Raw genomic sequence first — 23710 nt, 5'->3', positions numbered from 1 at the left:
TGACTACTAATTTAGTTGGTAAAAATACTCAAAGATTTCAACCATAAAATATAATCTTTGATAATTGTTGTCTCACTAAAATTTTCCTGAACTCTATTGTATAAATTAAAACCTGTTTTTTCTCTGCACTTTTCTGTTACTATAAGTTTTTCAATTGCATCAACAAATAAATTAAGATTATTTGATTCTACAATTATACCTTCTTCAGCAGTTGTAATTATTTTGGAAATTTCGCCTACGTTTGTTGCAACTACAGGTAATTTATTCAGACCGTATTCTAAAATAGCCAATGGAAGACCTTCTGAAAGTGATGGTAAAACAGCAATTTGACATTGTTCTAATGCTGAACTGACATTATTGCTTGTTCCATAAAAGAATACAACTTCCTCAAGTTTTTGATCTTGTATTTTTCTTTTCAATTTTGCGGAATATGAATCTTCAAAATCTTTTCCGAACAAATGAAAAGTCCAATCAGGAAATTTTCCCTTAATTAAATTGGCCGCATTAATCAATAATTCATGATTTTTTTGCGGTCGTAAATTGGCTACGCAAATAATTCTTTTTCCTTCTGATCCTTTTAGTAGTATTTGTTCATTTGAAACAGATGATTCAATTATAAAATTAGGAAAGTAAACAATCTCTGAACACAAAAGATAAGACTTTGCCCATTTTTTTAATGCTGAATTTACTGAAATAATACCTGTAAAGAATAGTGATCCAATTTTTAAGCCTAAACTTTTCCTTAAACGTAAATCTTGTGAAACGCCATAGTGATCGTGCCAAATGATTTTTATTTTAAATAAAGTCAGCTTGACTAAAACTGCAATAAAAAAGGAGGAACTATGAGCGTGAATTACGTCAACAGCATTAGTTTTTAAATATTTACGTAATCTAAAAACTGCTTTAATATCAATTGTTTTGGTTTTTTCTAAAAATAAATATGCGACATTTTTATCAATTTGATTTTCCAGTAATCCTTCTTTTCGAGAGACTATTAAACCTGAAAATTCTATTTTTTTTGATAATGCATTAGCATAATTAACTGCCATACGTTCTGCTCCGCCAGCTTCTAAAGAATCTATTATTTGTACAATTTTCATATTGTTATCAGCTTTTTAATCGCGTCTTCAAAAACATTTGTAGTATAATTTTGTGACCATTCACGAGATAGTGTACTTTTTGATAAAAAGATATTTTCATTTTCTATTATCTCTTTTATCTGATTTACATCACTCTCTAAATCCGGATGCAATAAAACGCCTCTATTTCCATAATCTAACATAAAAGGAACACAAGAAACTTTAGTGGCAATAGGAACACAACCCCAAAACATTCCTTCTGCAATTGCTTTAGGCCATCCTTCACTTTTTGAAGGCAATATAACAAAATGACTTTTTTGATAGGCTTTATTTAATGCTTCACTATTTTGATTTCCGTGCAATACAATAAAATCTTTAATATTATTTATTTTTATATAATCATCTAAGTTACTTCTTTGAGAACCTTCGCCGTATAAGCTTAAACATGCGTTATATCCTTTCGTTCTCAATTCATGTATTAGTTTTACTGCATACATTGGGTTTTTACCTGAAACTAAACTTCCAACAAAAATGAAATTTATTGCATTGGATAAATCTGTTTTCTGAATGATTTCTTTTTCAGATTCTGAATAAGTAGCGGTGAAAAAAGGTTTTATATTTTTTGTCTGATTTTCCCAATCGCCATAAACCAAAACTTTCATGTTATGAGTTAAAAAAGTATTACTTAAAATCCATTTTTGTATTTTATATGTATAGGGCTGATTACTTTTTGGAGCCCAATTACCAGCATATTTTGCTGTTTTAGTTTTGCGCGGAAATAAAATCTGAACAAGAGAACCTATCAATCCCATATTTCCGGGACAACGCAAATGTATATGATCTGCATTTTTCATAGCCAAAAAGATCTTCCAAAAAATAATGGGCAACTTAAAAAATGAAATAAGACTATTACCAAAACTTGTAAAATTAAAATCCGGGACTTTTCTAAAATCAATTTTACTATGTTGATAAGGAATATCTATTGGTGAAGCTTCTCCCATCTTTAATGGCGCCACAACAATTACCTCATCGACATATTTAAACCAAATATTCATTTCGCGAACATAAGGTGCATAAGCAAAATATTGATTATTTTGGTGAATATGCGAAACATGACTAATTATTAAAAATCTCATTTATTGTTTTTCTAATAATCTTTTAATAACTTTCTGAGGGGCCAGATAATTGTCAAAATAATTTCTGCTTTCAAATTCTAATTTTCTTTTAAAACTGATATCTGTCGTTAATTTTTCTATTGCCTTATTGATTTCATCATGATTTTCAGCATACAATAAATGTTTTTCATTTAATAAATCTGCCGGTAATTGATTGTAATGAGATGTTGTAATAATTGCTTTTCCCAGAGCTAAAAACTCGGCCAATTTCCAACCATGACAGGAGAGAACGGCAGGCGTATTAAAAACAAAAGCTGAGTTTTTAATTTTTTTCAAATACGTTTTCAAAGGAATTTTTCCTGAATAAACTAAATGATCAAAACCTAAATTATCTCCGTTACTTCTTGCTACAAAACCTCCCTCAAAATTAACCTCGTGATTACTTTTACAGGTTTCTATAAACAAAGCTCTATTTTTATTCGTTTCATTTTCCTTTTTCCATATACTATTCAAGAAAAACACTTCGTTTAATGAAGATTGGGTCCTATTATATTTTTTCAGGTTTAATCTTTTATATTGTCGCAAATAGTTAGCGACAAAAATTCTTTTGTTTATAATTGAACTTTTGAATCTTATGTAATTAAAGAGCAAATGATGTAAGGTTTCAAATAAATTCCAGATTTTAATTCCAAAACTTGGCCCGATAGCAATAATTTTTTCACTGTCTTTAACAGGTAAACTGTCAATATTATAGTTTACTTTTCCATACACATCACACCATTCTAATTCATTTAAATCAATCTGACTAGTATCTTTTGAATCAATAATTATTTTTCTGGAGTAATTATGACCTTCAATAATAAAAGCAAATGCTTCTTCATTGAATTTTGGAAATTTAGAAACATTGAACTCAACATTTTTATAAATTTCCTTTATTCCCTGAATGTAATAACTATCATAAAAAACGTCACAAAGCCCATAAATATAAACTTTCACTTTCATTTTTTTTCTTTTGGTTTACTATATATCAAGCTCAACAAAGCAATTGTACGACCAATTGCTTCAGTAAAGGATGCTTTTTTATTGTTTGAAGTAATTGCATTAGTAAATCTAATTACTGTTAATAAAATTGTTATTGCATTCCATTTAAAACGATCTTTTAAAGCTGGATCAGGATTTTTAATACGCCAGATATAATATCCGTTGCGCACTACCATTTTTCCATACTTATATTGATTAGGACGTCCTGATGCAGCATGAAAATGAGATAAATGTGCATTTGTATTGATTGCATTTTTACCAAAACGAAGAGCTCTTAAACTAAAATCTGCATCTTCGTATAAACCATAACCTTCAAAAAATTTAGAAAATTTAATATTGTCAACAACAACTTTTCTAAATGCCATTGACATACCAATAAGTAAGTCAACCTCATATATTTTTCCAGTCATAGGAAATCCGGAGGTTCTTCCGTGTGAGAAGTTGGGCATTTTTCCTGAACCTAAATTAGATGCAAGTCCTAAATAGTTTCTTGCTACATTTCGTGTCCCTTCTTTATAAAAATAACCTTCAAATAAATAATACTTTTTCTTATTATAAAAAAGATTCGGATTTTGTAATTTCCATTTATATTCATTAATTGCTATTCCTCCCACTCCGGAAATGTCTGGATTGTTTTGAAATGTTTTTACAATCTCAACAAAATAGTCTGGTTCTAATATTGTATCATCATCCAGAAAACATACTATTTCTATATCATGATTTATTTTAGATATTCCAAAATTTCTTTGTTTTGTTAAACCTCTGTCTTCTTTTGAAATCAAAAAATATTTTAAATTATTAAATTTATTTTCTGTTAAAATAATTTTAGTTTCGTCGTTAGTCGATCCGTCAATTATTATAATTTCATCAGGATACAGGGTTTGCCTTTGAACTGATTGCAATAACGCCAGCAAAGGTTCCGGACGCATATAGGTACAAACAATTAGAGAAAAGCGCAAGGGTAAATTCATTAATTTTTATACTTTTAAAACAATACAGATATTTCCGGCAGTTAATTCTTCATCAGAATATTTTCTATAATCTTCATGGAGCTGCACTTTTTTAAACAAATCATATCTTTTGGTTTCTTTGGTTAAACTCTCATAATCCAGATGAACGATTTCATAATCGTATTTTTTAAATATTTCTAAAAACTGAGGTAATCTTAGCCTATTATGATAATCATATTTAGTGTGAATTTTATTCCACTCTTCCTTGCTGTATTGTAAAAAATCCTGAAGCGATAATGAGCTGTCATTATGCTGCCTTAGATCGCTTGGCGAAATAAAATGAATAACATATGAGCCTTTTTTTAAGGTTGCTTTCATTTTTTTATGCAATGCATCAACATCATTTTCATTCATGTGCGAGAGTACATAACGAGAAAAAGCCAAGTCAACATCAGGAATGTCTTTTTTTACAATATCATAATTTGGAAAATATTCCACTCCATCCGGAAGTTTGTATTTATTATCCTGATTTGATATTATTTCAAAATTGTATCTTTTAGAAAAAAGTTTATTTAGTTCTAATACAGTATCTTTTTTAAAGTGTTCATTAATATCAAAAGTAAGTACTTTTTTTGCTCCGAATTTATATTTAAAAAAATAAGGCATACTGGGAAACCAGCCTGAACCAAATTCAAAAATCACTTTGTCTTTTAAGTCAATATTGAGATCGTTTAAAACTCTTGAAAGTCTCAAATAAGTTGGCTCAACACTTTTTAAGCGATCTTCCAGAGTTGACTTATCAAAAAAACTTTGAATTTTATGGTAACAATAATCATCTACTTTATTGGGTAATAAAGAAAGTGATTTGAACAATATAGTTTTTAATTTATGATTCATATGTAATTAAATTGCCTGTCGCATTTGTAGACTTGTGTTGCTTTTTTCAAAAATAGTACCTTCTGAATCAATATCAAAAACTACTTTTTCAAAATCAGCCCAGTATTCAATTAATTCGGTAAGAGTTGGATTCCAGATTTCATTATTTACAATCTTAGAACCTAGATATTTAAAATTTTCAGCTACTTTTTCGTCTATTGTCGTTGGCGTTGAAAGTAGTTTCCCGTCATGGTATTTCATTGGCACAGAAAAATATGTATGTGCAATAAAAACACCTTTTTCATTTATTAGTGTATTTATATTTTCCTGCGATAATGATTTTTTGAAATCAAGCATTTCTAAAGTTTGAAAAATATAAAAATCTTTATCAACAATAGTATGTTTGAATACCACAGGAGAATATTTTGCTAATTTATAAGGTTTCTTTTTCTTACTATTCCAGGATATTAAAACTGCAAAAATAGAAACACTAAGCTTAATTAAATCTTTTATGAAAGGTAAAAATGACTTTATATCTCTTTGAAAAAATACTTTTTTAAAACGCGATGCAGTGTATTTATATCTTAAAATTAAATCCTCTTCATTATAATAGTGAAAAATAATATTTTTGATTATTAACTGCAATTTCTTTATCAAGCCTAAATCTTTATTACCATTTAAAAAACTTGATAATGTAAAATGTTGGGTATTAAATTGATTTATAACTCCATTAGTTGCAGTTCCTGAATCGATATAATTCCAAAGCGTATTAATTTGCTTTTCCTGTAAAATTGCTTCAAATCGATTCTCGCTAAATTTCCCGTTCTTTAAAAGAGAAAAATTGTAAGGCTGAAATCCATGATCGATCCAAACTTTGATATTGTTTAGCGGAGGAGCAAATTGCTCAAAATCTGCAAAACTTTGTTCATCTGTTTTTATAGATTGTGAAAGTGAGTGATAACACAATTCGTGTCCATCATTATTCCATTTTAAAAGTTCTTCTTTTTGATTTTGAAATGATGCATTATCTTCTCGTTTTGAGAAATGATTCAGGAAAAATCCTTTAGTTACTTCTATATGATGTTCCTTGAAAAATTTTCTTTGTAAAACCAGATTTTCAGCAGTATCAAAATCACAATGATCTGTAAAACAAGCTACCGGAGTAAATGGAATTTTTGAACGACTTAACTCAATTGCGTCATTTTTAGGAAATAACAATGTTGGCGTTTCAATGAAGCTAAATTTTTGATTTGCTGAAGATATTGTTTTCTTATTTTCATTTCCCAAATAATTTGCAATTGGCGCTGAACAATCAGGATTAAAACGCCAAAGTAAAATTGTTGCGTTTTTAGGATCAATTTCCCAAATTCCTGAAGTTATGTTAGACTGAACTATTTGATTATTTGAAAATCGTATTATTTTAGGACTAAACTCATTTGCTACGTAGTATTCCTTACATTTTTTCCATGTAAAATCGTGATCACGAAATTCAGCAATAGCTTCAGTAAATGTAATTTTTATATCGAATGAATTGTAGTCTAAAAGATTGAATAAAGATACATCTATGACTTTTTTTTGAAAATTATTTACCTCAGCATCAATTTTTTGACTTCCTGAAGGAGTGATAATAATTATAGATTGTATCAAAATTATATTTTATTTTTTAATTGATTTGCCCAATATTCACTTTGATTCCACTGTTTTTTAAAATAAAAAAAATATCGAATTGGATTTTTTATTGATTGCAATTTATAAAATTTAAAAAATAAAATCGTTTTATAACCATTAATTTGTTCTTTACTCAAATGTAAAATCTTATACAGCATAACTGTTGGCGATGGTTTAGGCTGAATGATGTCTTTTTGCCATTCTAAAACCGGTTTTGTTCTAAATCCTCCTACGGGTGCTTTTAAATGTAAAATTTCAGGTTCTGGAAAGTATATAATATCAAGCCCTTTATTGCGGAGCTGCATACCAAAATCTGCATCTTCTCCGTAACCAAATTCAAAACTTTTTCGATACTTAAGTGTTTCCAGAGATTTACGTTTTACAATACTGCAACCGGAACCAAATGTTTCCCATTGCATATGGTTCCGGTATTTTTTGTTAAAGTCATAGCCACTATCATAACACCCAAATGTAATTTCATTAAGTCCAAATTTATGAATTTGAACAAATGCTTCTTTTAAAAATGAATCTTTAATTCTAATATCATCATCTGCCATAAAAACCCACTCACTTTCGATTTCATCCAAAGCCAGATTTCTCGCATTACATGCGCCCGCCTGATGTGTGAAAATGTGTTTTATATTAAAAGGCCAACTTTCGTTTTGAAGATAATCAAGCTCTGAAATACTTTCTAAATTTGTATTTTGCTCGACAATGATAATCTTTTTAGGCAAATTTGTCTGTACCGAAAAATCTTTTAAAATATCGTATAAAAAATCTTTTCTGCCAATCGTCGGAATAATAATATCTACTTCTTCTGTATCAATTATTTTTTTTGAAGATTTTATTTCTAAGGTGTTTAATACTTTTTTATCCAGTTTTCTTTTAGAATAGAACAAACTAAAAATGAGCGGAAAAAGAGATATTTTTCTTTCGTATAGAAATAAATTAAAAAACAATAAAAATACCCAACGTGTTTTATAGTGTTGTTTTACAAACTCGAATAAAACAAACGAACTCTCTTTTTTATCAGAAATTCGATTAATGTGATTTTTCAATAAAAGTGGTTCTGAATAACATAAAAGACCATTATTCATAGCTAATTTTGCTATTGAATGTAAAAAATACTCAAAATTGTTCCCTGTTGAAATCGAATTTTTCAATTGTAATAGTACACCTGCGTGAATTCCTCCTACACAACTACTCATTTGCCAGGTGGGATAGGTAACTTGTTTATTGATATTTATAAAGGGAGATTCTTCTACATAACCAATTGCTTTAGATAATAATGATGTTGTAAAAGGATTGTAAGAAGCCATTATTTTTTTATGATGAAAAACAGCAGCCATCTCTGATAAATTAAGGTTTGGTTTTAAATCTAATGAACACCAAATTAAAATTTCATCAGGATCTGAAATAGCAATTTCTACTAAAACATTTGAAATATTGTTAGTAGCAAAATTAACATTTTGTTTTTCCAGAACAACTTCTACAACTTTATTATTGTGATGATAAACAACAATCATTATCTGTTTTGGTATTGGCTGATTATTTTTTGATAGAATTCTATATTTTCTTCTGCTAATTTATTTAGGTCAAATTTTGCTTCTATCCTTTCTCTTGCTTGTTTGCCTATTTTTAAACAAAGTGATTCGTCTTGTAGTAATGCAACAATTCTTTGAGCATATAATTTATGATCCGAAGGATGCACTAAAAAACCGCTTTCCTTATCCATAATAAGTTCCTTAGACCAGCCAATGTTACTATTTACAACAGCTTTTTGCAAGGCCATAGATTCAATTGTAACCATTCCTAAGGTTTCGGCAAAAGTTGGAAAAACACAAACATTTGCTTTTTTAATATATTCCTGTACTTCACTATAGGGCATTTTTCCTAAGTAAGTAACATTTTTCAAATCATCTGCATCAAACTGGGATTGCATCATTTGCCAGGTCGATTTTGACTTTGTCTGAATATCAGGAGCGTCACTTCCAATTAAAATTAATTTTGCATCAGGATGAATCTTTCGAACTTTATGGAATATTTCAGGCAATTCTAAAACTCCTTTTTTACGAATTAATGTTCCAACATACAAAATCAATCCTTTTTCGTAAAGCATTTGATTGCTGTTTGTAAAATTTTGCAATTCCAGTCCGTGATAAATGGTCTTTATTTCTTTATTCTTTAAATTAAAAATTTTTCCTGAAAGTTCGCCGGCAAAAGTTGTTGGTGAAATAAAACCGCTTGCATTTTTTAAAGCTAATTTTTCAGACCAGTAATTTTTAAGTTTTTGTTTTCTGTTTTCCAGATGACAAAAATAGGCATCGCTTCCATGAAAACGAATTACCACAGGAATCTTAAAATTCATAAAAGCAGTAATTCCTGTCCAGTCAGGAGCTTCGATTATATGAATATTATTTTCAATTATTTTATCATTTATGAACTTTTCTATTTTCTTTCGATTGAAATAAAATTTCAAAAAACTCTCTTCACAATCTTTTAAACTATAAATTGTTGCATTATTTTCTTCAAAAGTAAAATCTTCTTTTTGTCCATATACAAAAACAGATGTTTTAATATTAATTGTTTTAAGTTTTTCAACTAAATTGTAAACGCTTGTTCCTAATCCTCCGTCATGCCCAAAAAGTTGATGTGCATAATGAGAAACGATATAAGCAACATGTAAATTATTTACCATATTTTTTTATTAAAAGCATTTTTTTAATACTTCTTTTAGCTGCGTTCGTGCTGTTTTTAATCAATCTCTTAAAACTGTATTGGTAACCTCCAATTACAGCAAATTTTCCGCCTGAAAAATTTATTGTAATTTCATTCTGTAAATTCAAATTATCAACTGATAACGTGTTGTTTTTTAAATATATTTCAGGTTCGTCAATCTTAAATTGTATTTTGAAATTTTCAAATGAAAATACAGATGAAAATAACCCAAAATCATTTTGCTCTAAAAGCTCCTTCTGATTTAATTGCTGAGAAAGTTTAAATATTTCAATTAAATTATTAATAACCAATTTAGATTTATTCAGTTTCAGATAACTTACATAAATAAGGATTGGAGGTAAAAAGTAATGATTATTCAGATAATAAATTTTATCCAAAATTCCGGCTTCTGCCTTTTCAAAAACTACTTTTACTTCGAAATAATTTAAAATATAATTTTTAATTATTGCATTATTTTGAGCTGACTTTATCTGAAAAATCACATTTTCTAAGGCAAGTCTATCATTCATATGATTATACTGCATCCATCTTTCCGGAAAGTAATCTTTATCATTTAATTCAACACTTTTTAATCCGTCTAAATTTTTGAATGGTCTGATTACTTTAGAATCTTCTTTTTCTCCCAGCCAACCTGACCACCATGAAAAAGTTGAATTACTTAAAATAAAATCATCACATAATGTTCCTAAACAAAGTTGTTCCACTTCGTTTAATCCATCGCCAAAAAATGCATTTTCCAAAAATGAAAAATGAAACTTACAATATCTAATATCATCACTTAATATTATAAGATTACAGGATTCCCAATCAGGAAAAAAGCGAACTAAACTATTTAAATAATATTTTATTGATAACTGAAAATAATCCGGATGGTTTACAAAATCTCCTCTTCTTATTGAAATAAGAAGAGTTCGTTTTTTAAAAGCTTCCTGATATTTCGTTTTTAGGCTATCAATTAAACTTTCAGAAAATTCGAAGTAAAATTTTGTCAGTGCCTTATCAAAATATTTCTCTGATTGAAGCCACCCGGAAATGTCATAATCTTTATCTTTTAAATTCCAGTCATGATAGTTATACTCTTTTTCATCAATAGGTTCAAAATTAGAAAAATCAAGATCTAATCGAGGTAATTTGTTTTTGAAGCAATACTGATATTTCCAATCTAAAAAAGAAAATTCGAGATTGTTTTTCACACCCAATCCAATAGTTGAAGCTATTTGAAACAGCTGATTTCCTAAATTTCCTTTCTTCCCTATTTTACTGTACGTGATCATGTATTACTTTAGCTCTGAAACAGAATTATTTATTAAAAAAATCTTTTAATATTCTGGCTGTAAACATTTTGGCACCAGTGTCATTCATGTGTCCGCAAGATGAAAAATATTTATTATCTACAACAACGTTTTCATAGTTATGGATTTCGGGATATGCTTTTTTTACCTTATCGAAATAATCCATTCCAGTAACATTTTCGCACATTGGCGTCATTACCGTTATTAGATTTATATGATTGGCTTTGCAAATACTTTTAATTTCTTCGTAATATCTATTGTGCGGCAGCGGATTTAAATTAACGATATTATTTTTCATATTGCCGTTTTCAACGCCTATTAACGGATAATAACCATCATTGTCTAAATTCGCTGTTCTTTTATGAACAGCATTAAAAAACATTTCTCTGAATCCTATTTTATTTTCGTATTTAATATATCTGTAAAACGGAATATAATATAATTCATTAAAATCTTTTTGTGTCTTAAAATGACTTTTTACCACTTCTGAATTATGAATATAAGGCAAAAAAGCACAAGAAATTCCTTCAGATCGTTTCTTGCCTGCAAGATTTAAATCTGCCTCAAGAATAACATTTTTAATTTGATATTTTCTTTCAATCATCAGTTTTAACATCAGGGATGTTTCAAACAAATGTGAGCCACTCATACCATAATTAAAGGCTTTTAATCCCTTTTCTTCAAACATTTTGGGTACGAAATGATTATTTGCTCTTGATGACCCCAAAATTATTACATCATATTTTTCTCCTTCTGAATTATAAATATTATCTATCTTTCCTCTGTTTTTACACTGTAGAAAAATGACAGTGTATAATCCGTCTAATAGAACTGCCACTAAAACTGTTCCCAGAACAATTTTGCATATAAAAATTAAAAATTGCTTCATCTAAAACTGAAAATATATAAATTCTTTATAATCTGAAAAAATTCCGAATGCCAGAATAGCACCAATAGCCATGGTTAATCTCAACCAGCTTCTTTTACCTGAAATAGGCTCGACTTTGTTACGATTATTCCATTCTACCAGAACAAAAAGTCCTGTTAATAGTAACAATTCATAATTATAGCGTTCATTTTCCAGATATTGAAAATCGAAATTCCAGTTTGTAACCATTCGCTTTAAATACAAAATTGCATCTGTTATGCTTTTGGATCTAAAAAATACCCAGGCTACACATGTCAATAAAAATGTATATAAAATGCTCAATAGTACTTTTACTGAATCAAAATTCCACTTTAATACAATGGCGTCCATATTTTTCCTGTTACTGTCTGATAATAATAATGGCAGAAAGTAAACTGCGTTTATAAATCCCCAAACGATGTATGTCCAGTTTGCACCATGCCAAAATCCGCTTACTACAAAAATGATGAATGTGTTCCTGATTTTCATCCAGATTCCGCCTTTGCTTCCGCCTAACGGAATGTATAAATAATCGCGAAACCATGATGAAAGTGAAATATGCCAACGACGCCAAAACTCGGCTATATCTCTTGAGAAATAGGGATAATTGAAGTTTCGTAATAAGTCTAATCCAAATAATTTTGACACTCCTAATGCAATATCTGAATATCCGGAGAAGTCTCCATAAATTTGAAATGCGAAATAAATTGCTCCCAGAATTAATGAAAAAGAATTCATTGCAGTATAGTGGTCAAAAATAGCATTTGCATAAGTTGCACACGTATCTGCGATCACTACTTTTTTGACTAAACCCCAAACTATCTGGCAAATACCTTCTTTGGCTTTTTCAAAATCAAACTCACGCTTAACTTTTACCTGTGGCAATAAGTGTGTGGCTCTCTCTATTGGACCTGCAACCAAAAGAGGAAAATAACTCACAAATAAAGAATAATCTACAAAGTTATATTCGGCTTTTATTCGTTTATAATAAATATCAATTACGTAAGACAATCCATGAAAAGTATAAAATGAAATACCAACCGGAAGGATTACATTTAATAAAATTGGACTTGCCTTTACTCCTACTGAACCTAATAAATCTGCGAATGATGAGGCAAAGAAGTTATAGTATTTGAATATTCCTAAAAACCCTAAATTGACTATAATACTAAGCCAAAACCAAAATTTTCTACTTCCTTCTGATTTTCCTTTTTCAATTTGAATTCCGGTGTAATAATCCAGAAAAGTGGAGAAAACCAATAAAAATAAGAATCTCCAATCCCAGCAGGAATAGAAATAATAACTGGCAATAATTAATAAAGCATTTTGGGTGCTTTTTGTTTTATTAAAAACAAACCAATACAGAAAAAAAACGATTGGTAAAAAGACAGCAAATGCTAAGGAGTTAAAAAACATATTATTTTGAAAATTTGGTAAACAATTTATTTAAAATAAAACTTGAAATTAGTTAAGTATGGTTGCTATTGCTTTCCAAATTCTTTCTGACACATTTTGCGGTGGATGCTGATTGATTACCTCAAACCATTTTTGGGCATTTGCAATGGTTTCAGATTGTTGTACTAAACCAAGTTTGATTTTTTCTTTTATATCCTGAGGAGAATTCAACCACAAAACAGCATTTTTATTGGGCATGGAACGAAAATGAACATATTGGTAAATTTTTGAAACTGACCAGTTTTTATCTACTTTATTTTGAACATCATAATTTATAAAAGCACAAGCTTTTTGATGTGCAACATAATCAAATACCATTGATGATCCTAAATTCAGTACCATTTCAGTATGTTTGATGGTGTTTATTTGTAATTCAAGATCTTCTTTTGTTGGTAAAATAGTATCCCAGTCTTCTCCCACTTTTTGCCATAAAGGTGCAATTGGTTTTATTATATCTTTATTTTTATCAAGAACCTCATCGTATCTGTTAGAGAAATCGACGGGACAACGTCTAAAAATAATCCCTAACGAATTTCCTTCACTATTTAATTCTCTAACTGCATCTGCAACGTCAGATAAATATTGTGGATCATCCGGGCAAGTTGTAAAATCATCGCCGGAATAACAAATATATTTTTTGTTTGGATCAAGCTGATGTTTTTCAAAAAATTCATCCTTTGAAACTATTTTGGTGGTATCAAAATGACTTTCGAATTGTGGTGTTCCAGTGATAAAAATCTGAGTTTCTTTTATATTTGGATAATAATGCAGTAATTCATTTTTCATGTGTTTGCTCCAGACAAAATAAAAATCAGTCTCTACTACCATTGTTGCTTTTGGCAAATTATCCCAGGAAAAAATAAAAGTCGCTGTTGGAATCCCAAGTTTCTGCGCTGCTAATAATGGCGCAATTGCCAAAACCGGACGCTGATTTGTACAAAAAACCATATCAGGTTTTTCTGTTTTCAAGGTTGCTAAACAATGTTTGTAATAATCGCCGCTTTGTTCTAATCTTTTAATTTTTTGACAAATCTTTTGTAAACCTTTATTTGAAGAATGTGTTGCAATTAAAAACTGAGAAATTAAATTTTTTACGGCTGGTTTTATTTTTTTATATGAAAAAGGAAAACGATAGGTATCATAAACCAAATCTTTCTCCGCCTGAATACTTAAATTAAGTTCAATATGTTTTCGGGCGTTTTTGTAACTATCCGTTAAAAGATTTGTTTTTGCATTCTTGATATTTATTGCATCAAAACCTAAAGTGGTCAAATCAAAAGGAGTATTATTCCAATATGTTATTTGAAAATTTTGCTTTAATCCGAATTGGAAAAAATTAGAAAAAGCAAAATTTCTAAGTCCCACTCCATCGGGAAGTAAAATGAATATTTTTTTATTTTGCATTAACTGTCTCTAAATTGTTTTTGATGATTGAGGTGCCAAATATCCGATTTTTGAAGAGACTGAAGAAATAATTCGTTACTATTTCCTTCACCAAAATCGGCGATTGATCCCTGAACCTGATGTGTATCAATTATAGACAATGCTTCTTTTATCCCAACTAATGAATAATCTGTGTTGATGATATCTGCATGAACTGCTCTGTTCTGTTGTCTTGTTCCAATGTTTATAATTGGGATTCCGTAATAGGGAGCTTCTCTTATTCCTGCGCTGCTATTGCCTATTATGAATTGGCTATTTTTTAATAACATCAGAAAATATTCAAATCTAAGGGATGGAAAAATTCTGAATCTTGAATTTTCTTTTAGCTTTTCGTATGCATCGAGAATAAACTGACTTCCTAAATCATTATTCGGAAAAATTACAATGTAGTTATGGGAGTCGTTTAATAATGAATCTACAAATGTTTCTGCGTATTCTTTCATATTTGAAAATTCGGTCGTAACCGGATGAAACATTACGATTGCGAAATCATCAAATGGAATTTTATAGTATTCTCTGGCAGTTTGTAAATCCGGTAATTGGTCTGAAAACATGATGTCAATATCCGGTGAACCTATTGTAAAAACAGATTCTTCGATTTCTCCCATTTGAATCAATCGTTTTGCTGCCTGCTTATTTGAAACAAAATGAATATGACTTAATTTACTCACGCTATGGCGAATTAATTCATCTACTGTTCCTGAAATTTCTCCTCCTTCGATATGTGATACCAAAATATTATTTAGTGATCCAACAATAGCGCCCGCAAGAGTTTCTACACGATCTCCGTGTACCACTATCATATCCGGATTAATCGTTTTACAATAATTTGACAATCCTTCGATGGTTTTTGCCAATGTCAAATCCATTGTGGTTTCGTGCGTGTGATTTTCGAATGTAAAAACATTTTTAAAATGACATCGCTCAATTTCTATTAATGTATAACCATAAACTTCTTGTAAATGCATACCGGTTACAAAAACAAAGACTTCAAAATTATCTTGTTTTTCCAGCGTTTGGATTAATGATTTTATTTTGCCAAAATCAGCACGTGTACCGGTAAGAAATAGGATTTTTTTCATTTACATTGATTTACTCAAAATCAGAAAAATCTAATTGTTCATCATTTTCAATGTTTCTTGTTGCCACTTTCCCGATTAAATCATTAAAATGTTCAGCTAAAATTTTTCCTGTTCCGGGACGTTTTACCCAGATATTTTCTTTAGATAAAACTTCTCCTTTTTTTATTGAAGCTACAGCGCAAACTGTAGCAAATGCGAAATCAATTGTTACTTGTTCTTCTAAAGCCGGTTTTTTAGTTCCGCCTCGCATTAAAGCTATCTCTGCCGAAGAAACGATTAATTCCTGACATGCTTTTTCATCCATGCTGCAAACAATATCCGGACCTGTTCGCTGCATATGATCTGTAAAATGTCTTTCTAATATACTGGCACCTAATGCAACGGCACCTAAACAAGCATTATTATTTAAAGTATGGTCACTTAAACCAAAAACTTTATCAGGAAATGCTTTATGCAATTCAACCATTGCTCCAAAACGCACTAAATGAATGGGCGTAGGATATAAATTAGTAGTATGCAAAAGTGCTACAGGAATATTATGTTTGTCAAAAATAGCCACTGCTTTTTGTACGCTTTCTATAGTATTCATACCAGTGCTTAAAATAACAGGTTTGCCAAAAGAAGCAATATGTTCTAATAACGGGTAATTATTACATTCACCGGAACCAATTTTGTATGCGGAAATATCAAATTTCTTTAAACGTTCTGCCGCAGCTCTTGAAAATGGGGTTGAAATAAAAATCATGCCTTTACTTTCGACATAGTTTTTAAGTTCTAATTCATCGGCTTCATTTAGAGAACAGCGTTCCATTATTTCATAAATAGAAACATCAGCATTCCCCGGAATTACTTTTTTAGCAGCTCCACTCATTTCATCTTCTACAATATGAGTTTGATGTTTTACAACTTCAACGCCGGCACCATACGCTGCGTCCACCATTTCTTTTGCTACATGTAAAGAGCCTTCGTGATTAATTCCTATTTCGGCTATTACTAAAGGCGGAAAATCCTGTCCAATTTTTCTTCCTGCTATTTCTATAAATGGATTCATTTTTTAAAGTTTTTTCTAATTTTTATTTTTATAAAAGTTAAGAGTTTTTGTTTTGCCCAAAATAATCTCATTTTAAAAGTAGGATTGGTAAAAATTAATTGTCCACCGCCAATGTAACTTTTTACGCTCCTGCTTTCATGTGCATACGGAGGATTTTTCTTTAGGGTTATTACATTAACAAACAAATAATTGGGGAAGATATCCAGTATCGATTTTGTTTGTTCTTCTCTTCCTCCTTCAATAAAAAGTATCGCGTTTGGAGCGCAATATTTTTTAATTTCTACTAACGAAAGATCTAAGCCATCAATAATAATTAAATCAAACTTATTATTAGGGACTTCAATTAATTCAGAAAAAAGCTGAATTTCATTAAAGTTTTGCACGTTTTGTGGTAATGCATTCAGGCAAAATTGATTTTTTTCTGTTCCAACGTAGTTAATTTGCAGATTTTCAATTTTAGAAAATTTCAGAATTGTATCAGAAACAGACCCAATGCCAAGTCCAATTTCCATAATATTTGACACATTAAACTTTTTTATAAGTTTTAAGATTGTTTCTAATGCAAATTCGCTTGCGATATAATCACTCCCTTCTAAAGAACAAAAATATTTGTAATTGTCAATAGCAAGTTTTTTTATTTTCATTTTTTATTTTTTGTTATTATCCATTCTGCGTAATCAAAATCTTCCTGTGTATCAATATCAATCTTAGCAAAAATATGATCTATTTCGAAAGGCAATGCAACTTCAGAAATAATTATATTTTCCAGAATTAATGCGGCCTTTGTGATGTAAAGTAATCCATTTTCATAAAAAAGTGGTTCTAAATCCTGACTACGCTGTCCAATTTTGTAATTGAAAGGAATAAATTTCTTGTGTTCCATTTTACCAAATTTCTGATGATTTCTGGTCACTGTAAACAAGCTGTCGTAATCCTCCTTTTCATATATTTCAAAAGCATCCTTTAGGAGATTTTCAGGTCTTAAAGGATTTGTTGGCTGTAATAAAATTACATTTTCAACGGTTTCTCCTAATTCTTCTATCACATGTTTTAATGCCGATACTGTGGGTTGTAAATCTCCGGATAATGATTTTGGCCTATCTATAATTTTTGCTCCAAATGATATCGCAACTTTTTTAATTGCATAATCATCAGTTGAAACATAAACTTCGTCTATTATTTTGCTATTTGCCTGAGCATATATAATACTATGCGCCAATAATGGAATTCCGTCAAGTATCTTTACATTTTTATGAGGCAGTCGTTTAGAACCTCCTCTTGCCGGAATGATAGCGATTGTCTTCATTTGAAAGCAATTATAATATTATTATTTTTCTGGTTGCCAATATATCCTAGTATCATTAAGCTTTTGAAATTCAGAAAACTCCTGATTATCAAATCTGTTTTTATTTTTTATAATTTTAGGAATGGAGAAAATTAAGTCAAAACCTGCAAGAACCAATGCTTTTAATGCTTTAAAATCTCCTTTAAACACTTTTACTTTTAACTGCATCCAAATAGAATAGGTCATTTTTCTTGGAATTAATTTTACTGGTAAAAACAAAAAATACAAATACCAGCCCGCTCTTAGTGACCTTTGTAATCTAATGGCATAATCGGCATTTTTTTTCCTTGCTCTAACATTCACTCTGTGATTCACTAAAACTTCCGGAAAATAATGAACTTCCCAGTTTTTTTTGAACAATTGCATTGAAGCAAAATCTTCTTCGCCATAAAACTCAAACCATTCCGGATAATTAGGAATATCTTTCCATGCACTCATTCTCCATACATGTCCACAACCCACAAATCCTTTTACTCTTTGTGATTTTTCTTTAGATGTAAATTCGGCTGGTTCTTCTAATCCCCAAAAAATACGAAGTCCTATCAAACCACATTCTTCGTTTGTATCAAAATGATTGTGAATAAGCTGTAATGGATTCTGAGTAATAAAATGTGCATCATCATCTAATGAAACAGCAAATTTTGCCTGGGTTTCATTAAGCATTTTATTTCGACAATAAAGATATCCTTTCGATAGTTCATTACGATAAATTTTAACTCTTGGAAAATCTTTTTTTATTCTTTCAAAAGTACCATCAGTAGATCCATCGTCGATAATCACACATTCTACATCTTTGGCTTGTAATAAATAATTTATTTTGTTCAATGTAACAACCAAATCCTCCTTGCGATTTTTTGTAGCTATTAAAATTGAAAAAGTTATTTGATTTTTATCCATAAAAACATTTTGACCTGATTAATCATTGGACTTCATTTTAAGCATTCTTTTATAACCTTTATATGAAATCAATAAATTTGAAATTCTACCATCAGAAAAAAACATTTTAATTGATTGAAAAATCTTTATATAATATTGCTGCTTTACTACTGTTTTAGAAAAATGCTTTTTAAGGAAATAAAAATAAAGCTTTTCTTTTTCTAATTCGAGATTTAATGTTTTTGCTTTGTCTCTTTGCCCGCCAATTGAAACCTGCAAATGTTCGACTAAAATTTTAGGCTGAAAGTAAATATTTGCTCCGGCTTGTAGCAAACGCATTCCGTAATCCCAGTCATCGCCCCAAATTGTAAAATTTTCATCAAACAAAAAACCTGCTTCTTTAAAAACATCTTTTTTTACAATATTTAAACCAGAACATACTTGTAATCGAAACCTTGATTTTGAAAAATTACCTGGTTTTGCAATAGTATCTAAAATGGTTTGATACTTAAACTCTGCTGTTTCCATACCTTCAAATTGAATTCCGGGAATTAAAACATCGATAATATTGGGTTTTAAAACTTCTATAATTTGCTCAAATGCAATATTAGGAATTCTTAAGTCATCATCCAGAAAAAATAGCCATTCCTCTTCTTTATAATATTTTAACGCTTGATTTCTAGAATGATTTACTGAATTTTCTCTTCCATTTTTAACAAAGGTAAAATTGTAATTCAATGGTAATTTCTCAATATCTGCTTGTATGTCAAGCTGACTTTGATCGACTATAATTACTTGCGAAATATTTTTCTCGAAAGCATTTAAATCTAATAATAAATCAGAAAGACATTCTAATCTGTCTCTTGTTGGAATAACTAAAAAAAAGTTTTTCATTTAGTGAATATTTTAGCATACGCTGAGTAAACAGCCTGGAAAATATTGAGTTTTTTTAAGAGCAAAATTAAACGATATTTTATTAAACGCAACTGAAAATTTAGTGCAGACCATAAACTTATTTGTTTAAAATGATATGCAATTACTGTTTTGTAATTTTTAAAAGTTGGGATATTTAAAAATGCAACTTCTAGTTTTCCTAAAATCATCTTCTTTTGAAGTTTTGTAAACAAGGCATTATATTTTGAAAAGAGTATTTTACAAAATTCAAAAGTAGCCCAATTTTTCCGATCGTTAGTGCTGGAATCTCCAGTTATACTTAAACTTGAAACTCTAATTGAAAGATGAGCGTTGTTTATGGAATAAATAAAATTAGGTGTGGAAAACTCTAAAACAGCCAAATCATCAGAATGCCAGGCAAGAGGTAAATCTTTAAATTTTTCTTGCTTAACCTTTTCTTTTTTGAATAAATATTCACTTAAGGAACTTCTTGTTTTTTTAGAAAATTTCCTTGCCAGGAATTCTTGCGCTGTTTCTAAAACCGGATGTTCGAATTTATCAGATATAGAGTCGCCATTTTCATCTATTACTTTTGTAGAGAATCTAACTACATCTACATTATGCTTTGTGATTTCTTCCTGAGTATAATAAAATTCTTCAATAACATTATCACTAATAACGTCATCATCACCTAAAATCATAATCCATTCTTCATTTTTAGTAAGATCAATACAGCGTTCCCATTGTTTTACTAATGAATTTCCTCCAGCATTTTTATCAAAACGATGATAGTGAAATTGAAAATCTGCTTTAAATTTATCTAATAAAAACATTGGATTTTCAGGACTTGCATCATCTCCAATATATACAGTAAATCTTTTATCTGTTTGGTTTTTTAATGATTGTAAAGCAGATTCAAAAAACTCCAACTTGTAATAAGGTATTACGATCGCAATCATTTTATTTAAGATAGATTTTCTTATTAACATTTCCATTCTCATCTATTCTCCAAGAACTTGATTCATTACAATGTTGGAAATAAAATTTTTGCTCTTCTGTTAAATTTCTATTATTAATGTACCATCCTCCATGTTTTGCCACATACGGATTTTTTGTTCTTCGGGCAGTATAAAAACCATGCTCTTGAAGATCATATTTAGGTCTATATAAAGCAAATGTAGTATCAAGGTCAGCTATAAAATTACCATCATTATCTTTATCCTTCCAAAACTTACTTTCCCATTTTATTATTTTTTCTCTATTAATATTAGTTTCGGGAATATCATCAATTTTCAAGCTAAAACCTACTTTAGTTATTTTACGATTTTGATCGAGGATTTTTTTAAAATACAATAAAAAATCTTCAGGACATTCTTCTAATGGATTAATGTCAGCATCTGTTATAACATAATAGCCCTTAGAATATTTCTCAAATAATTCTTTAACTTGCCAAAAGACCAAATGACCATAATTAACTTTTAATCTATGAATGGTTAAACTTGTATCAATTTCATTAAAGTACTGTATCAGAGGTTGATACGTAGAATTATTATCGATTATTATAATATTTTTATAATTGCGTGACTTTAAAAAATCTATCAGCTTTTTTAAATAAAATAGTTGGTTAAAACTAATAATAATAATTGGAATTGATTTGTAATCAATTTTTTGCTTAATTACAGTTATATTGAAAAGATTAATTAATTGATTATATTCAAATTTAGCCCATCTATAATACTCTCTTACAGTTAATTTTATTCCTAGTAAATCAAAGATTATTATTATGTATCTTTTCATTTATTCTTTTTATAAAATACGGATTTAACAATAAATTTAGCTGTTCTGATAAATCCAATATTTTTAAAGAAATCTGGATGTTTAATCAAAATATTAATAAAATCACCAATAGAATATATAAATGACCTATTTTGAAAAGAACTATAAAAACTTTTCTTTTCCTCATTTATAACTTGAAGAAACATATTATTTTCATAAATTTTTTTTTGTTTATTTACGACTATTAAAGAATTTAATAAATTTACTTTTTCATTTAATTTTTCCAAAATAGATTTCAAATTTGAATCTTGTCTTTTTAAATCAAAAAAATAAAGTTCTTTATCAAGCGAAGGAATTACCTTTCGTAACATGTTTATTCTAATTTCTTGAGCAACTCTATTTTGTTTTTCGTTTCGAACTATAGAAGCTTGTTGAGGATGGACTCTATACAAAAGCAAGACTTCATTAATATTTGCGATTTTTTCTAAAAAAACCAGCCGTGACCATAATTCATAATCTTCTGCTGGTTCCATATTAGAATCATACTCAAGCTTATATTGATCAAATTTAGATTTCACAAACATTACAGTTGGGTGCGCAATATAGCAACCTAAAATTAACTTTACTTTAATTTCGTCATGTATTACTGGATGATTACAAATTTTTTCTGTTCCAATTATTTGATATAATGTTCCACATAAAGCAATGTCATTATTTGCATCTAAAAAATCTACTTGTTTTGCAAAGCGTTCCGGTAAACTTATATCATCACCATCCATTCTGGCAATATATTCTCCTTTAGCAATAGTAAGCCCGTGATTTAAACTATTGGTGTAACCAGAATTTTTTGGTTTTTGTATTAATTTAATTCTTGGATCGTCATAAGCTTTTATAATTGATACTGTTGCATCTGAAGATGCATCGTCAATAATTATAAACTCAAAATCCGGGAACGTTTGATTTAAAATACTGTCTACTGCTTCTTTTATATAAAGTTCGCAATTATAGACAGGCATTAAAACTGTTATTTTAGGAATGGAAGACATTATTTTTTTTCCTTTTCAAATAATTCTACGTCTGCCGCAACCATTTGTTTTACGATATCAGCTAAATCAAATTTGGGTTCCCATCCTAAAACAGTTCTTGCTTTAGTAGAATCTCCTATTAATAAATCGACCTCTGTTGGTCTGTAATAGGTTGGATCAACTTTTACAACTTCTGTTCCTATTTCAATTTGATATTGAGGATTAGAACAAGATTTAATTTTTCCAATTTCATTTTCATTTTCTCCCACAAAATCTAATTCAATACCACATTCTAAAAATGCCATTCGAACAAATTCTCTAACATGAGTTGTTTTACCGGTAGAAATTACAAAATCATCAGGTTTATCCTGTTGCAGGATTAACCACATTGCCTCAATATAATCTTTTGCATGTCCCCAATCTCTTTGAGAATTTAAATTGCCTATGTATAAAACATCTTGTAAACCTAACGCTATTTTGGCCACAGCCATTGTAATTTTTCGGGTAACAAATGTTTCACCTCTTAAAGGTGACTCATGATTAAATAAAATTCCGTTACAGGCAAACATATTATATGCCTCTCTGTAATTTACTGTAATCCAATAGGCATAAATTTTTGCTACGCCATATGGTGAACGGGGATAAAATGGAGTTTTTTCGTTTTGCGGTACTTCCTGCACTAAGCCATAAAGCTCTGAAGTTGATGCCTGGTAAATTCTGGTTTTTTCTGCAAGACCCAAAATTCTCACGGCTTCTAATAATCTCATTGCCCCTAATCCATCAACATTGGCAACATATTCAGGAGTATCAAAACTTACTTTGACATGAGACATTGCCCCTAGGTTATATATCTCGTCCGGCTGTACTTCCTGTATAATCCTTATTAAATTTGTTGCATCTGACAAATCTCCGTAATGAAGAATGAATCTCACATTATCTTCATGAAGATCTCTAAATAAATGATCAATACGTTGTGTATTAAATGATGATGCTCTTCTTTTTACACCGTGTACTTCGTAACCTTTCTCTAATAAGAATTCGGCTAAATAAGCACCATCTTGTCCAGTCACTCCAGTTATTAATGCCTTTTTCATTT

At 29.5% G+C, this 23710-nt stretch carries 22 protein-coding genes; all 22 read right to left on the bottom strand.

Annotation, left to right across the window (positions count from 1 at the left end):
• Window positions 1-11 precede the first annotated feature (11 nt).
• The 22 genes from ACHRVX_RS17260 to gmd are packed head-to-tail and all read right to left on the bottom strand — an operon-like array spanning window position 12 to window position 23708.
• Window positions 12-1100, bottom strand: coding sequence for a glycosyltransferase (locus ACHRVX_RS17260; RefSeq protein WP_395334402.1), 1089 nt, complete (start codon window positions 1098-1100; stop codon window positions 12-14).
• Window positions 1097-2215, bottom strand: coding sequence for a glycosyltransferase (locus tag ACHRVX_RS17255; protein ID WP_395334400.1), 1119 nt, complete (start codon window positions 2213-2215; stop codon window positions 1097-1099). The genes ACHRVX_RS17260 and ACHRVX_RS17255 overlap by 4 nt, the downstream gene beginning before the upstream one ends.
• Window positions 2216-3196, bottom strand: a complete 981-nt coding sequence (locus tag ACHRVX_RS17250) for a hypothetical protein (protein ID WP_395334398.1) — start codon at window positions 3194-3196, stop codon at window positions 2216-2218.
• Window positions 3193-4206 (bottom strand): glycosyltransferase family 2 protein, encoded by a 1014-nt coding sequence (locus ACHRVX_RS17245; RefSeq protein WP_395334396.1) that lies wholly within the window; start codon window positions 4204-4206, stop codon window positions 3193-3195. The genes ACHRVX_RS17250 and ACHRVX_RS17245 overlap by 4 nt, the downstream gene beginning before the upstream one ends.
• Before the next feature lie 6 nt (window positions 4207-4212).
• Window positions 4213-5082: a hypothetical protein gene (locus ACHRVX_RS17240; RefSeq protein ID WP_395334394.1), complete on the bottom strand. Its 870-nt coding sequence runs from the start codon at window positions 5080-5082 to the stop codon at window positions 4213-4215.
• Window positions 5083-5088: 6 nt separating this feature from the next.
• Window positions 5089-6708 (bottom strand): hypothetical protein, encoded by a 1620-nt coding sequence (locus ACHRVX_RS17235; protein WP_395334392.1) that lies wholly within the window; start codon window positions 6706-6708, stop codon window positions 5089-5091.
• Between the two features lie 2 nt (window positions 6709-6710).
• Window positions 6711-8255 carry a glycosyltransferase family 2 protein gene (locus ACHRVX_RS17230; RefSeq protein ID WP_395334390.1) on the bottom strand — a complete coding sequence of 515 codons (1545 nt, stop codon included), beginning with the start codon at window positions 8253-8255 and terminating at the stop codon, window positions 6711-6713.
• Window positions 8255-9427 (bottom strand): glycosyltransferase family 4 protein, encoded by a 1173-nt coding sequence (locus ACHRVX_RS17225; protein ID WP_395334389.1) that lies wholly within the window; start codon window positions 9425-9427, stop codon window positions 8255-8257. Before ACHRVX_RS17225 ends, ACHRVX_RS17230 begins: the two co-directional genes overlap by 1 nt.
• Window positions 9417-10742, bottom strand: coding sequence for an alpha-1,2-fucosyltransferase (locus ACHRVX_RS17220; protein WP_395334387.1), 1326 nt, complete (start codon window positions 10740-10742; stop codon window positions 9417-9419). The genes ACHRVX_RS17225 and ACHRVX_RS17220 overlap by 11 nt, the downstream gene beginning before the upstream one ends.
• A 25-nt stretch (window positions 10743-10767) precedes the next feature.
• Complete coding sequence (locus ACHRVX_RS17215) at window positions 10768-11649, bottom strand: hypothetical protein (protein WP_395334385.1); 882 nt, start codon at window positions 11647-11649, stop codon at window positions 10768-10770.
• Entirely contained in the window at window positions 11650-13083 is a 1434-nt protein-coding gene (locus ACHRVX_RS17210) for an MBOAT family O-acyltransferase (RefSeq protein ID WP_395334383.1), read from the bottom strand. It lies immediately after the preceding gene.
• Between the two features lie 48 nt (window positions 13084-13131).
• Window positions 13132-14526 (bottom strand): UDP-glycosyltransferase, encoded by a 1395-nt coding sequence (locus ACHRVX_RS17205; RefSeq protein ID WP_395334381.1) that lies wholly within the window; start codon window positions 14524-14526, stop codon window positions 13132-13134.
• On the bottom strand, window positions 14526-15647 hold the full coding sequence (neuC, locus tag ACHRVX_RS17200) for a UDP-N-acetylglucosamine 2-epimerase (protein WP_395334379.1): 1122 nt from the start codon (window positions 15645-15647) through the stop codon (window positions 14526-14528). The genes ACHRVX_RS17205 and neuC overlap by 1 nt, the downstream gene beginning before the upstream one ends.
• Window positions 15648-15657: 10 nt before the next feature.
• Complete coding sequence (locus ACHRVX_RS17195; RefSeq protein WP_395334377.1) at window positions 15658-16698, bottom strand: N-acetylneuraminate synthase family protein; 1041 nt, start codon at window positions 16696-16698, stop codon at window positions 15658-15660.
• Window positions 16695-17342 (bottom strand): hypothetical protein, encoded by a 648-nt coding sequence (locus ACHRVX_RS17190; protein WP_395334375.1) that lies wholly within the window; start codon window positions 17340-17342, stop codon window positions 16695-16697. Before ACHRVX_RS17190 ends, ACHRVX_RS17195 begins: the two co-directional genes overlap by 4 nt.
• Window positions 17339-18004, bottom strand: a complete 666-nt coding sequence (locus tag ACHRVX_RS17185; RefSeq protein ID WP_395334373.1) for a cytidylyltransferase domain-containing protein — start codon at window positions 18002-18004, stop codon at window positions 17339-17341. Before ACHRVX_RS17185 ends, ACHRVX_RS17190 begins: the two co-directional genes overlap by 4 nt.
• 21 nt (window positions 18005-18025) lie before the next feature.
• Window positions 18026-18940, bottom strand: a complete 915-nt coding sequence (locus ACHRVX_RS17180) for a glycosyltransferase family 2 protein (protein ID WP_395334371.1) — start codon at window positions 18938-18940, stop codon at window positions 18026-18028.
• Between the two features lie 18 nt (window positions 18941-18958).
• Complete coding sequence (locus tag ACHRVX_RS17175; RefSeq protein ID WP_395334369.1) at window positions 18959-19813, bottom strand: glycosyltransferase family 2 protein; 855 nt, start codon at window positions 19811-19813, stop codon at window positions 18959-18961.
• Complete coding sequence (locus ACHRVX_RS17170; protein WP_395334367.1) at window positions 19810-20772, bottom strand: glycosyltransferase family 2 protein; 963 nt, start codon at window positions 20770-20772, stop codon at window positions 19810-19812. Before ACHRVX_RS17170 ends, ACHRVX_RS17175 begins: the two co-directional genes overlap by 4 nt.
• A 1-nt stretch (window position 20773) precedes the next feature.
• On the bottom strand, window positions 20774-21610 hold the full coding sequence (locus ACHRVX_RS17165) for a glycosyltransferase family 2 protein (RefSeq protein WP_395334365.1): 837 nt from the start codon (window positions 21608-21610) through the stop codon (window positions 20774-20776).
• Window positions 21607-22635 carry a glycosyltransferase family 2 protein gene (locus ACHRVX_RS17160; RefSeq protein ID WP_395334363.1) on the bottom strand — a complete coding sequence of 343 codons (1029 nt, stop codon included), beginning with the start codon at window positions 22633-22635 and terminating at the stop codon, window positions 21607-21609. Before ACHRVX_RS17160 ends, ACHRVX_RS17165 begins: the two co-directional genes overlap by 4 nt.
• On the bottom strand, window positions 22635-23708 hold the full coding sequence (gene gmd, locus ACHRVX_RS17155) for a GDP-mannose 4,6-dehydratase (protein WP_395334361.1): 1074 nt from the start codon (window positions 23706-23708) through the stop codon (window positions 22635-22637). Before gmd ends, ACHRVX_RS17160 begins: the two co-directional genes overlap by 1 nt.
• Window positions 23709-23710: the final 2 nt, after the last annotated feature.

The organism is Flavobacterium sp. FlaQc-47 (assembly GCF_044006475.1).
Taxonomy (GTDB): Bacteria; Bacteroidota; Bacteroidia; order Flavobacteriales; family Flavobacteriaceae; genus Flavobacterium.
Note: the sequence above shows the minus strand (reverse complement) of the source record. Positions and strands in the feature narration are given on the sequence as shown.